At 69.8% G+C, this 12,938-nt stretch carries 9 protein-coding genes; 2 read left to right on the forward strand and 7 right to left on the reverse strand.

All coding sequences use genetic code 11. The annotated features are described in order from the left end of the window. Positions 1-7 precede the first annotated feature (7 nt). The 3 genes from ABTW72_RS16680 to nrdR all read right to left on the reverse strand — a co-directional run bounded on the left by ABTW72_RS16680 (position 8) and on the right by nrdR (position 4,715). Positions 8-970 carry a hypothetical protein gene (locus ABTW72_RS16680; RefSeq protein WP_350859636.1) on the reverse strand — a complete coding sequence of 321 codons (963 nt, stop codon included), beginning with the start codon at positions 968-970 and terminating at the stop codon, positions 8-10. 312 nt (positions 971-1,282) lie between these two features. Further along, entirely contained in the window at positions 1,283-4,180 is a 2,898-nt protein-coding gene (locus ABTW72_RS16685; protein WP_350859638.1) for a vitamin B12-dependent ribonucleotide reductase, read from the reverse strand. A gap of 34 nt (positions 4,181-4,214) precedes the next feature. Beyond that, a complete protein-coding gene (gene nrdR, locus ABTW72_RS16690; protein ID WP_091400542.1) occupies positions 4,215-4,715 on the reverse strand; it encodes a transcriptional regulator NrdR in 501 nt (166 codons plus the stop codon). A 539-nt stretch (positions 4,716-5,254) separates the two neighbouring features. Here nrdR and lexA point away from each other — a divergent pair. Then, positions 5,255-6,040, forward strand: coding sequence for a transcriptional repressor LexA (lexA, locus tag ABTW72_RS16695; protein ID WP_091400540.1), 786 nt, complete (start codon positions 5,255-5,257; stop codon positions 6,038-6,040). A 73-nt stretch (positions 6,041-6,113) separates the two neighbouring features. Here lexA and ABTW72_RS16700 read toward each other — a convergent pair whose 3' ends face one another. Both ABTW72_RS16700 and hflX read right to left on the reverse strand, forming a co-directional pair. Next, the gene (locus ABTW72_RS16700) at positions 6,114-7,907 is read right to left on the reverse strand and encodes a hypothetical protein (protein ID WP_350859643.1); all 1,794 of its coding nucleotides are present in this window, start codon (positions 7,905-7,907) and stop codon (positions 6,114-6,116) included. 50 nt (positions 7,908-7,957) lie between these two features. Further along, on the reverse strand, positions 7,958-9,412 hold the full coding sequence (gene hflX / locus ABTW72_RS16705; RefSeq protein ID WP_350859646.1) for a GTPase HflX: 1,455 nt from the start codon (positions 9,410-9,412) through the stop codon (positions 7,958-7,960). A 183-nt stretch (positions 9,413-9,595) separates the two neighbouring features. Between hflX and ABTW72_RS16710 the strand changes: the two genes are divergently transcribed. Further along, on the forward strand, positions 9,596-11,062 hold the full coding sequence (locus tag ABTW72_RS16710; protein WP_112586695.1) for an NAD-dependent malic enzyme: 1,467 nt from the start codon (positions 9,596-9,598) through the stop codon (positions 11,060-11,062). A 120-nt stretch (positions 11,063-11,182) separates the two neighbouring features. Here ABTW72_RS16710 and dapF read toward each other — a convergent pair whose 3' ends face one another. Together dapF and miaA are read right to left on the reverse strand one after the other, a co-directional pair. Next, entirely contained in the window at positions 11,183-12,028 is an 846-nt protein-coding gene (dapF, locus tag ABTW72_RS16715) for a diaminopimelate epimerase (protein ID WP_350859649.1), read from the reverse strand. Between the two features lie 7 nt (positions 12,029-12,035). After that, the gene (miaA, locus tag ABTW72_RS16720) at positions 12,036-12,938 is read right to left on the reverse strand and encodes a tRNA (adenosine(37)-N6)-dimethylallyltransferase MiaA (protein ID WP_350859970.1); all 903 of its coding nucleotides are present in this window, start codon (positions 12,936-12,938) and stop codon (positions 12,036-12,038) included.

Here is a 12,938-nt window from a genome sequence, read left to right on the forward strand (position 1 = left end):
TGGGGTTTCAGGCCCTCCCGCTCTTGGCTACCTCCTCGTCATCATTCTTGCCTGCGGCGCTCTTAGCTCCCCCAGAAACCAACATCAAGATGATGACGCCGGCGACCACCCAGGGCCAATAATTGGTCTCCTCGCTGGGCCGCTTCTCCGCCCAGGTGCGAACGTCCAGGTGGACCGTAGTGCGGCCGCCGTCACGACGCAGCCGCTTGACGGTCAACAAACTTCTTCTGCCCGCATCAGTGAGCACACAGTAACGTGCGCCGACTTTTAAGTCTTTGAATGGTATGGCACCATCCGGGACATAATCAGTATTTGCTGAACACATACTAAAGGTCGCTGCTGCGGATCTTTCGACCACCGCGATCTGGGTGCCACCGCTCAGGCTCCGGACGACAGCTTTGCCATTGTTGCCGACGTCTTGCTTCGTGCCGAGCACGTCTGTCACGTTCCAGTCAGGACAGAGAGAATCTAGGTCTGCGTAGTAGCCCTCCGAGATGACCAGTACACCATCGTGGCGCACGACATCGACGGCGCCCGTGCCGCTGGGCGTGGGTGCGATCCCAGCCGGGGAGGCACACGGCTCTGCGCCCCCGACGGGAGAACTCGCTGATGGAGACGGGCTCGCCGATGGAGACGTGCTCGCAGACGGGGAATGATCTGGCAACGTACGCTCATCTTGAGCCTTCGACCCCTCCGTGGCCTGCCCCCCGTTCGCAAAGAGGCCCGCCGCGATCACGATCAGCAGGCCTACGCCCATTACCGCGAGGCCAGCCAATACGCTTGGCCGCTTGAAGAACGACATGTGGGGCTGGGAAGCTTCGTCACCTTGGGCGGAAGACCTGCGCTGTTGCTCAACCAAAGCCCCAGTGAACGTCCCGAGTGCAAGCAACATGCCAATGACGCTCGCGGCCTTGTCGGCCCGGTCGAGAGAATTCTCGCCCATGCAAACCGCCAGCAAGATCCAGGTCACGAGCGCTATGCACACCACCACGACGGCCGGGTGGACTTTCCTGCGGCGCGTCGGTGGCTCCGTCATCCCGGCATGATCTCAGACTGACTCCGCAGCATCATCCCTGATCTATGTCGGCTAGAAGACAGGTTGAGCTGGCGCGGCCGCGACCGGCGATAGAGGGCAAGCCCCATACCTCAGAGTCATATATATACCTCTGGGGTATACCGCCAACAGAGACACATGCTCCCGCGCGAGCCCGAAAGCATCTGGAAAACGGCGCTGCCCCGACTCCCACGAGGGAAGCCGGGGCAGCGCCGCTTTTCGCGTACGTCAGCTGCAACCGCTGGTGGAGCCGCAGCCCTCGCAGACGTAGCAGCTACCGGCGGGCCGCATCTTCGTGCCGCAGGTGAAGCAGAGCGGTGCGTCGGCGGCCTTGCCGATCACGGCCTCCAGCAGTTCGGTGCTGGAACCCACACTCGGAGCCGGCTTGGCGGCGGCCACGTCGGCCATCTCCTGGGCCGGCTGGGCGACAGCCTCCGGCTTGGCCGGGGTCTCCACCGGCGCGGACGACGCCATCGCGGTGAGCTCGGCGCCGGTGACGCCGGCGGCCTCCGCGTCGGCCTCGGCCCGCAGCTGCGCGGCCCGCTCCGAGGCGGTGAAGATGCCCAGCTCGGCGCGACGCTCGTAGGGCAGGAAGTCCAGCGCCAGGCGACGGAAGATGTAGTCCATCACCGAGGCCGCCATCCGCACGTCCGGGTCGTCGGTCATGCCGGCCGGCTCGAAGCGCATGTTGGTGAACTTGCTGACGAACGTCTCCAGCGGCACGCCGTACTGGAGGCCGATGCTGATGGCCACCGAGAAGGCGTCCATCACGCCGGCCAGGGTCGAGCCCTGCTTGGACATCTTCAGGAAGACCTCACCGAGGCCGTCGTCCGGGTAGGACGACGCGGTCAGGTAGCCCTCGGCGCCACCGACGGAGAAGCTGACCGTCTCGGACGGGCGCTTCTTCGGCAGGCGCTTACGCACCGGCCGGTACTCGATGACCTTCTCGACCGTGGCCGGTGCGGTCTCGACGGCGGCCGGCTCGGTGGCCTTGTTGGACTTGGCCACCGAGAGCGGCTGGCCGACCTTGCAGTTGTCCCGGTAGATCGCCAGCGCCTTGAGGCCGAGCTTCCAGCCCTCGAAGTAGATCTTCTCGACGTCCTCGACGGTGGCCGCCTCCGGCATGTTGACCGTCTTGGAGATGGCGCCGGAGACGAACGGCTGGATGGCCGCCATCATCCGCACGTGACCCATCGGGGCGATCGTCCGCTCGCCCATGGCGCAGTCGAAGACCGCGTAGTGCTCCGGCTTGAGGCCGGGGGCGTCCACCACGTGGCCGTGGTCGGCGATGTGCTCGACGATCGCCTCGACCTGCTCCTCGGGGTAACCGAGGCTGCGCAGGGCGCGCGGAACCGTCTGGTTGACGATCTGCATCGAGCCGCCGCCGACCAGCTTCTTGAACTTGACCAGCGCCAGGTCCGGCTCCACGCCGGTCGTGTCGCAGTCCATCATGAAGCCGATGGTGCCGGTCGGTGCGAGGACGCTGGCCTGCGCGTTGCGCCAGCCATTCTTGTCACCGATCTTGTTGCCCTGGGTCCACTGCTTGGTCGCCTCGCGGACGATAGCGGTGGCCACCGGGCTGGTCGGCTTGATCTCGTCGTTGGCCGCGGCGTGCTTGCGCATGACCCGCTTGTGCGGCTCGGCGTTGCGGGCGTAGCCGTCGTACGGGCCGACGACGCCGGCCAGCTCGGCCGAGCGGCGGTAGGCGGTGCCGGTCATCAGGGACGTGATCGACGCGGCGACCGAGCGGCCCTGGTCCGAGTCGTACGGCAGGCCGGTGGCCATCAGCAGGGCGCCCAGGTTGGCGTAGCCGATGCCGAGCTGCCGGTAGGCGCGGGACGTCTCACCGATCTTCTCGGTCGGGAAGTCCGCGAAGCAGATCGAGATGTCCATCGCGGTGATGACGAACTCGACGGACTTGACGAACTTCTCCACCTCGAAGCCACCGTCGGCGCGGAGGAACTTCATCAGGTTGAGCGAGGCCAGGTTGCACGAGGAGTTGTCCAGGTGCAGGTACTCCGAGCACGGGTTCGACGCGGTGATCCGCCCGGTCTCCGGGCAGGTGTGCCAGTCGTTGATCGTGTCGTCGTACTGCAGGCCCGGGTCGGCGCACTCCCAGGCGGCCTGGGAGATGGTGCGGAACAGCTTCTTGGCGTCGACGGTGTCGATCACCGAGCCGTCCAGCCGGCCGCGCAGGTCGAAGCCCTTACCGTTCTCGACCGCCGACATGAACTCGTCGGAGACGCGGACCGAGTTGTTGGCGTTCTGGTACTGCACGCTGACGATGTCGGAGCCGCCGAGGTCCATGTCGAACCCGGCGTCACGCAGCGCGCGGATCTTGTCCTCCTCGCGCGCCTTCGTGACCACGAACTCCTCGATGTCCGGGTGGTCCACGTCGAGGATGACCATCTTGGCCGCCCGGCGGGTCGCGCCGCCGGACTTGATGGTGCCGGCCGAGGCGTCCGCGCCGCGCATGAAGCTGACCGGGCCGGAGGCGGTGCCGCCGGAGGAGAGCAGCTCACGGGAGGAGCGGATGCGCGACAGGTTGACTCCGGAGCCGGAGCCGCCCTTGAAGATCAGCCCCTCCTCCTTGTACCAGTCGAGGATCGAGTCCATCGAGTCGTCGACGGCCAGGATGAAGCAGGCGCTGACCTGCTGCGGCGACGGCGTCCCGACGTTGAACCAGACCGGCGAGTTGAAGCTGAACACCTGGTGCAGCAGCATCCAGGTCAGCTCGTGCGCGAAGACCTCGGCGTCGGCCGGGCTGGCGAAGTAGCCGTACTCCTCACCCGCGGTGCGGTAGGTGGTGACCACCCGGTCGATCAGCTGCTTGAGCGACCACTCCCGCTCCGGGGTCCCCACCGCGCCCCGGAAGTACTTGGTGGTCACGATGTTGGCCGCGTTGACGCTCCACGACTCCGGGAACTCCACCCCACGCTGCTCGAAGTTGATCGAGCCGTCCCGCCAGTTCGTCATCACGACGTCACGGCGCTCCCAGGAGACCTCGTCGTACGGGTGGACCCCCTCGGTCGTCCACACCCGCTCGATCTTCAGCCCCGCGCCTGCCTTGCTTCGTGAACGGCTAGTTGTCACGCCGTCGCCCCCCTCGTCTGCGCGGTCACCCACCGCGCGTCCCAATCTCTTGAAAAACCGTCAAGACTCAGCTGGTACGGCCGGCGGCCTCAACCGCATCGGCCCGGCCCTGCTCCCGGGCTCGCGCCGCGGCCCGCAACGTCTCGATCTCGCGCTCGAAGTCGGCGAGCGAGTCGAACGAGCGGTAGACGCTGGCGAACCGCAGGTAGGCGATCTCGTCCAGGTCGCGTAGCGGACCCAGGATCGCCAGGCCCACGTCGTGGCTGGGGATCTCGGCGGCCCCCTTGGCCCGGACCGTCTCCTCCACCCGCTGCGCGAGCAGCGCGAGTGAGTCGTCGTCCACCGGCCGGCCCTGGCACGCCTTACGTACCCCGCCGATGATCTTCGTGCGACTGAACGGCTCGGTCACCCCGCTGCGCTTGACGACCGCGAGGACCGCCTCCTCGACGGTGGTGAACCGTTTGCCGCACTCCGGGCAGGACCGCCGCCGTCGGATGAGCTGGCCGTCGTCGGCCTCCCGCGAGTCGACCACCCGGGAGTCAGCGTGCCGGCAGTACGGACACCGCATCGCCCACCTCCAAATAATGGTCAACTGCGAGCACACCGGACACCCCCGGGCACGACCCACCACGACGGTGCCACCCTCGGATGACGCCCGCCGTGATCGACGTTATGGGAGTGCGTTCGGTAGTCAGACCCAACCTGTAGGCAACTTACGCCCGTGTCACTACTACATCTAGGGGTCGACCGTATGTCGCCGGGGAAGCCGGGTCAAGTTGACCGGCGTGTCCGGCGCGTCACGGACCAACCGGTCAGCCACGCACCGCACAACGCCCGAAGACCCAACGTCACGACGCCACCCGGGTTACCGGCCAGTCGGCCGAACACGGCCGGAAAATGGTCCAGGATCGAACACCAGTGCTACCTGACGTACCATTTATCAGAACATCCGTACGACCGGAGCGCTTTTTCACCCCGACACGCCGGTGAGAGGTCGTACAGATGTTTGAAAATGACTGATCTCACCTATACGGTCATGAACAACGTGGCACCACCGCACGCACCACGAGCCGACGAGGCACCCAGCGCCGACCAGGGAGGACGGACGTGACCGAGGACCGGGCCAGCCGGCCGAAGAGCCCGCAGCAGATCACCGAGGCGGGCCCCCCGGCCACCCGACGCCGCAGCGCCGCGCGCAGCCGGACGGGTCAGCCCGCCGTGCGCCCGGTCACCCCGGTGGTCAGCGCCTTCCCCGACCCGGCGACAGTCGACCTGACCGCCCGCCAGCGGCGCATCCTGGAGTTCATCCGCACCTGGGTGGAACGCCACGGCTACCCGCCGAGCGTCCGCGAGATCGGCGAGGCGGTCGGCCTGGTGTCGCCGTCCAGCGTCGCCTACCAGCTCAAGGAGCTGGAGAAGAAGGGCTTCCTGCGCCGCGACCCGAACCGGCCACGCGCGGTGGACGTCCGCGCCCCCAGCGAGGCGATCGACGACGAGCTGTCGAGGGCACAGCGACCCACCCCGGCGTACGTGCCGATGCTCGGTCGGATCGCCGCCGGTGGGCCGATCCTCGCCGAGCAGGCCGTGGAGGACATCTTCCCGCTCCCCCGCGAGCTGGTGGGTGAGGGCGAGGTCTTCATGCTCCAGGTCAAGGGTGACTCCATGCTCGACGCGGCGATCTGCGACGGCGACTGGGTGGTCGTCCGGCAGCAGCCGACCGCCGACTCCGGCGAGATCGTGGCCGCCATGCTCGACGGCGAGGCGACCGTGAAGACCTACCGGCGGCGCGACGGGCACGTCTGGTTGATGCCACAGAACCCGGCCTTCGACCCGATCCCCGGCGACGACGCCACCATCATGGGCCGGGTCGTGGCGGTGCTACGCCGGATCTGACTGGTCGGCGGGTGGGTGCCGACGGCGCTCACCCGCACCGCTCGTCAGGGCGGGTGAGCGCCTCGGCGCCCGATCAGTAACGGTCGCCTCGGTGGCCGCGACCGCCCCCGGGATACTGCCCGTACGGGTCTACGGGTGCGTCGTCGTCGCGTCGGCGGCCGGGCCGTTGACCCCGGTAGTCGGGCTCCTGCCCTCCGCGCCGTGGCGGCTCCGCGCGACCGGGCTGACCGCCGTCGCCGCCGTACACGCCACCGCCGGGACGGCCACCGCCGCCCTGCGGTCGACCACCACCACCGCCCTGCGGACGACCACCACCACCGGCCGGTGGACGGCCACCGCCGCCAGCCGGAGGACGACCGCCACTGGCCGGTGGACGGCCACCGCCGCCAGCCGGGGGACGTCCGCCGCCGTAGACGCCAGCACCGCCGCCGTCCGGTCGCGGCGCACCGTAGCCACCGTCAGCCGGAGCCGGCCGGCCGCCACCGCCGTACACGGCACCACCAGCCGGGGCCGGGCCACCGCGACCCGCACCGCCCGCCGGGGCGGGGCCACCACGACCCGCACCAGCCGCCGGGGCCGGGCCACCGCGACCCGCACCACCGCCGTAGACCGCGCCGCCGGCCGGCGCGCCGCCCCCGTAGACACCGCCCCTGCGGTCGTCATCGGCCGGGAACCCGTCAACGGCGCGGCCCGCGCGCGGGCCGAACGGCTCACCGTCCGGGTCCGACGGGTCGGACGCGTCAGCGGTCGGCGGCCGACGGCGGGCGCGAACGATGCCGAAGATTCCGGCGGCGACCAACAGCAGGCCGATCAGCCCGACCGCCCCGACCAGGTACGTGATGTCGTCGAGGCTCAACCCGTCGATCCAGGATTTCGAGGCGGCCGGCTTGGCGCCGTCCTCGGGGGCCAGTGGCACGGCGGTCGACGTGGACGGGGTGTAGCCGAGGATGTCGAGCGGCTCGTCTTCGGTGAACCGGCCCGCGTCGGAGACGGTGACGAACGACTTTCCGTCCGAGGTGTAGCTGATGGCCTCGCCGAACGGGTCGGCCAGCGGCGTCACGCGCGGCTTACCGGTGGTGAGCGCCCCCACGATGTCGCCACCGGTCACGTCGAACTCGAAGGCGTCCGCGTACGTGCGCAGGACCACCCGGGAACCGTCCGGTGCCCGGGATGCGCCGGTGATGGCGATCCGGCCGAACGTGTTGAGGGTGTTCTCCGTCTGGGTCTTCGGCAGCGTGATCTCGCCGGCCTTACGCATCGGCACCGGGTCGGTGTCGCCGCTCTTGAGGGCCGCCGACGGCGTGTAGATCTCGGCCTTGCCGCTGGTCACCTTGGTGATGATCAGCGGTTTTCCGTCGTCGCCGATGAGCAACGCCTCAGCGTCGTGCGGTTTGGCTCCGGGGTACGAGAGCCGGTGCAGCGTCGGCTCGGTGGTGCCGCTGACGGGCATCGACCAGAGCGCGACGCGACTGCGGCGCTCCTTCGAGTCGGGGTTGTCACCGGTGTCGGCGATCCAGAGGGTGCGCCCGTCCTTGGACAGGGCGAGATCCTCGGTGTCGAACGGCCCCTGCCCCGAGTAGCGGACCGGCTCCTTCGAGATCTTGCACTTGCTGTCGAGGAAGAACACCCGCTTGCGCGCCGGGACGTCGGTGCCGTCATTGATGACGATGAAGCCACTCTTGGTGGCCACCAACCCGGACAGCTCCCGTAGCCGCTCGTCGACGATCGTGCATCGCTTCTGGCCAGGGTTCGCGGCGGGCGGCCCGGACGCCCCAGGGGCGGGAGCCGCTGCGGCGACTCCGGCAAGCGCCACGGTTGCCCCGAGGAGGCCGAGGGCAACCGTGACCGAGGAAACAACGCGGCGCATTCGGCCAGTGTCGCATGCCGCGCGTTTCCGGTGGATGACGCCGTGACCGCTCAGGAGCGGCTGCCGGCCGCCTGCCCCTGCCGCTCCACGTCGAACGCCATCAGCTCCGCCGCCAGCTCCGCGCCGACGCGGACGTGCAGCAGAGTGCCCTCCGGCAGGTGCGACGTGCTGAGCACCTCTCCCGTGCGGTGCGCCCGAGCCACCAGGTCGCCCCGGTCGTACGGCAGCACGGCCCGGACCTCCACGGCCGGACTCGGCAGCCGCTCCTCGATCGCCGCGCGCAGCTCGTCCATGCCCCGCCCGGAGTGGGCGGACACGAAGATCGCGTCCGGCCAGAGCCGCTTGAGCCGCAGCAGAGTGTCCTCGTCGGCCGCGTCGGTCTTGTTGACCACCAACAGCTCGGGGAGCCGGTCCGCACTGACCTCGGCAAGCACCGCGTGGACCGCCCGGACCTGCTCCTCCGGATCCGGGTGGGTGCCGTCCACGACGTGCACCACCAGATCCGCCTCCGCGACCTCCTCCAGCGTCGAGCGGAACGCCTCGACGATCTGGTGCGGAAGGTGTCGGACGAAGCCGACCGTGTCGGAGAGGGTGTAGAGCCGCCCGTCCGAGGCGGTGGCCTTGCGGGTCGTCGGGTCCAGCGTGGCGAACAGCGCGTTCTCCACCAGCACGCCCGCGCCGGTCAGGCGGTTGAGCAGGCTGGACTTGCCGGCGTTGGTGTAGCCGGCGATGGCGACCGCGGGAACGGCGTTGCGGGAACGCCGGGCGCGCTTGGTCACGCGTACCGTCTTCATGCTCTTGATCTCGCGACGCAGCCGGGAGATGCGGTGGCGGATGCGCCGCCGGTCGGTCTCCAGCTTGGTCTCACCGGGACCACGAACACCCACACCGCCGCCGGCGCCGCCGCCCCGGCCGGAACCACCGGTCTGCCGGGAGAGCGTCTCACCCCAACCGCGCAGTCGGGGCAGCAGGTATTGGAGCTGGGCCAGCTCGACCTGCGCCTTACCTTCCTTGCTCTTGGCGTGCTGGGCGAAGATGTCGAGGATCAGCGCGGTGCGGTCGACGACCTTGACCTTGGTGCGCTGCTCCAGGTTGCGCAGCTGCGACGGGGACAGCTCACCGTCACAGATGACCGTGTCGGCGCCGGTGGAGAGCACCACCGCGCCAAGATCGTCGACCTTGCCGCGGCCGATGTACGTGGCCGGGTCGGGTCGGGTACGACGCTGGATGAGCCCTTCGAGCACCTGCGAACCGGCGGTCTCGGCCAGCGCGGCGAGCTCGGTCAGCGAGTTTTCCGCGTCGGTGACGGTGCCTTCGGTCCAGACGCCCACCAGGACGACCCGCTCCAGCCGCAGCTGGCGGTATTCCACCTCGGTGACGTCGGTGAGCTCGGTTGACAGGCCCGGGACGCGTCGGAGGGACTGCCGCTCCGACAGCTCCATCTCGCCGGTGGTGACGTCGTCGAGCTCGTCCTCGACGGGGACAAAGCTCTCCTGGTCTCGCAAGCGGTTCTCCTGTCCGTTTTGATAAGTAGAACGTAATCCTGACATGACACAACGCCGAACGCACCCGCTATATGCCCATGGTGAAGGTCGCCAAAAGTGGGGGCGAATGCTGGTCGGCCGCGACAACCCGGTAGAAATGCGGGCGGCGGCCGATCGGCCGCACAGCCGTTACGGAGGGATCCCGTGGCCATCACCCGAATGCCCAGCGCCGGATTTTCGATCACCATTCGGATCGCCGTGACCGCGGACGCCTCCTCGATCGGCCGGCTCACCACCTCCGTCGGCGAGGCGGGGGCGATCGTCACGGCGCTGGACGTGGTGGACTCGGACCCGACCCACGTGATCGTCGACCTGACCTGCGACACCGCCGACGCCGGTCACGCCGACCAGGTGGTCGATGCGCTGACCGCGCTGGACGGCGTGGACGTGCGCAAGGTGTCGGACCGGACGTTCCTGCTGCACCTGGGCGGCAAGATCGAGGTGACCTCGAAGGTCGCGCTGCGCAACCGCGACGAGCTGTCCCGCGCGTACACCCCGGGGGTGGCCCGGGTCTGCATGGCGATCGCCGAGAACCCGGCCGACGCCCGGCGACTGACCATCAAGCGCAACACCGTCGCGGTGGTCAGCGACGGCTCGGCGGTGCTCGGCCTGGGCAACCTCGGCCCGGCCGCGTCGCTGCCGGTGATGGAGGGCAAGGCCGCGCTGTTCAAGCGCTTCGGCGGGGTGGACGCCTGGCCGGTGGTGCTGGACACCCAGGACACCGACGAGATCGTGCAGATCGTCAAGGCGATCGCGCCGGCCTACGGCGGCATCAACCTGGAGGACATCGCCGCGCCGCGCTGCTTCGAGATCGAGGCCCGGCTGCGCGAGGCGCTGGACATCCCGGTTTTCCACGACGACCAGCACGGCACCGCGATCTGCGTGCTGGCCGCGCTGACCAACGCGCTGCGGGTGGTGGGCAAGCGGCTCGAGGACGTCCGGGTGGTCGTCTCCGGCGCCGGCGCGGCCGGCACCGCGATCATGAAGCTGCTGCTGCGCCAGGGCGTCGGCGACATCATCGCGTACGACCGGGAGGGCGCTCTGCACCGCGGGCTGACCGGGCTCAACTCGGCGTGGCAGTGGCTCGCGGAGAACACCAACAAGGAGAACTACTCCGGCGACCTGCCCGGCGCGATCCGCGGCGCGGACGTGTTCATCGGGGTCAGCGCGCCGAACCTGCTCACCGGCGACGACATCGCCCAGATGGCGAAGGACTCGATCGTCTTCGCCCTCGCGAACCCGGACCCGGAGGTCGACCCTCGGGAGGCGCGCAAGCACGCCGCCGTGGTCGCCACCGGCCGCTCGGACCAGCCGAACCAGATCAACAACGTGCTCGCGTTCCCCGGGGTGTTCCGCGGCATGCTGGACGCCCACGCCGAGGAGTTCACCGAGGAGATGGCCATCGCGGCCGCCCGGGCCATCGCGGACGTGGTCGGCGAAGAGAAGATCAACCCGACGGTGATCGTGCCGAGCGTCTTCGACTCCCGGGTCGCCCCGGCGGTCGCCGCCGCCGTGCGCGCCGCCGCGCACAACCCGAGCCCGCTCCCGGCCGCCGACCCCGGCCCCGCCGACCTCCCCGAGATCGCCGCCAACGCCAGCGCCACCCCGTAAGGCGCGAACCCGCGCACCGGCCACGCCGTTGATCAAGAGGTTTGCGTCAGGAACCACGCGAAACGTGACGCAAACTTCTTGATCAACACGGGTGGGGGGTGGGGCGGCGTGGGGTGCGGGTCAGGGATGGAGCGTTGTTGGGTTCAGCTCGCCGGTGGCTACCAGGACGGCGGGGCCGGAGAGCCAGCAGGAGTTCTCGGTCACCGTCACAGTGAGGCGGCCGCCGGGTACGTCGACCGCGACCACGCCGGTGTCCCGGCCGGCGTCGCGCAGCGCCACCGCACCCACCGCGCAGGCGCCGGTGCCGCAGGACAGGGTCTCGGCGCTGCCGCGCTCGTACACCCGCATCACCGTGTGCTCGTCGGTACCGTCGACCGGGTCGCCCGCCACGATGAACTCGACGTTCACCCCACTCGGGAAGACCGTCGGGTCGAACCCGGGCGCGACGGTCAGGTCCAGCGCCGACAACTCCACGCCGGCCGGCAGCACGCAGACCAGGTGCGGGTTGCCGACGTCCACCACCGCACCGGTCACTGTCAGTCCGCCGAGGGTGGCGGCGGAACTGTCGTACACCTGGGGTCGGCGCATCTCGACGGACACGGTGTCGCCCTCGACCAGCGCGCGCACGACGCCGGCCCGGGTGGCCACCGGCAGCGCCGCGCCGGCGGGCGTGGCCAACCCGGTGTCGAGCAGGTAGCGCACGAAGACCCGGGCGCCGTTACCGCACATCTCGGCGAACGAGCCGTCGGCGTTCCAGTAGTCCATGAACCACTCGGCCTCGCCGGCCAGACCCGCGCCGTCCGGATGCTTGGCCGCGCGGACCACCCGCAACACGCCGTCCGCGCCGATGCCCCGACGTCGATCACAGAGCGCCGCGACCAGCTCCGGGGTCAGGTCGAGCTGACCGTCCGGGTCGGGAAGGAGGACGAAGTCGTTGCCGGTGCCGTGGCCCTTGGTGAACTCCACAGCCCCATCATCGCGCAGCCGCCGGCACCAGACGCAGGGCGGCCCCGATCAGGTCCGGGGTCGTCGAGTCCAGCCAGTGGATCCGCTGGTCGCGGCGGAACCAGGACCGCTGCCGGCGGACGAAGCGTCGGGTCGCCCGGACCGTCTCATCGTGTGCCTGCGCCTCGGTCAGCTCACCGGCGAGCAGGCGCAGCACCTGCTGGTAGCCCAGCGCCCGACTCGCCGTCCGCCCCTCGGGCAGGCCGCGCCCGACCAGCTCACGGGTCTCCGGCACCAGGCCGTCGGCCCACATCCGGTCCACCCGCAGCGCGATCCGCTCGTCCAGCAGGCCGGTGTCCAGGTCGACGCCGAGCTGCACCGACGGGTAGTACGGCGTGGGCTGCGGCAGCGAGGCGGCGAACGGCGCGCCGGTGAGCTCGATCACCTCAAGGGCCCGCACGATCCGCCGGCCGTTGCCGGGCAGGATGCTCTCGGCGGCGACCGGGTCCGCGGCGCGCAGCCGTGCGTACAGCGGCGCCGGGCCGACCTCGGCCAACTCCCGTTCCAGCCGCTCCCGCAGCGCCGCGTCCGTGCCGGGAAACTCGAAGCGCTCCAGCACCGCCCGCACGTACAGCCCGGAGCCACCGACCAGCAGCGGCACCCGCCCCCGGGACAGGATGTCGTCCACCGCCGCGCGGGCCAGTCGCTGGTACTCCGCGACGCTCGCCGGCTCGGTGACCTCCCAGATGTCCAGCAGGTGATGCGGCACCCCGTCCCGCTCGGCGAGGGTCAGCTTGGCGGTGCCGATGTCCATGCCCCGGTAGAGCTGCATCGAGTCGGCATTGACCACCTCGCCGTCCAGGGCGTGCGCCAGAGCGATGCTCAGCGCGGACTTGCCGGCCGCGGTCGGGCCGACCACCGCGACGACCAT

It is taken from the genome of Micromonospora sp. NPDC127501, from assembly GCF_040302185.1.
Taxonomy (GTDB): Bacteria; Actinomycetota; Actinomycetes; order Mycobacteriales; family Micromonosporaceae; genus Micromonospora.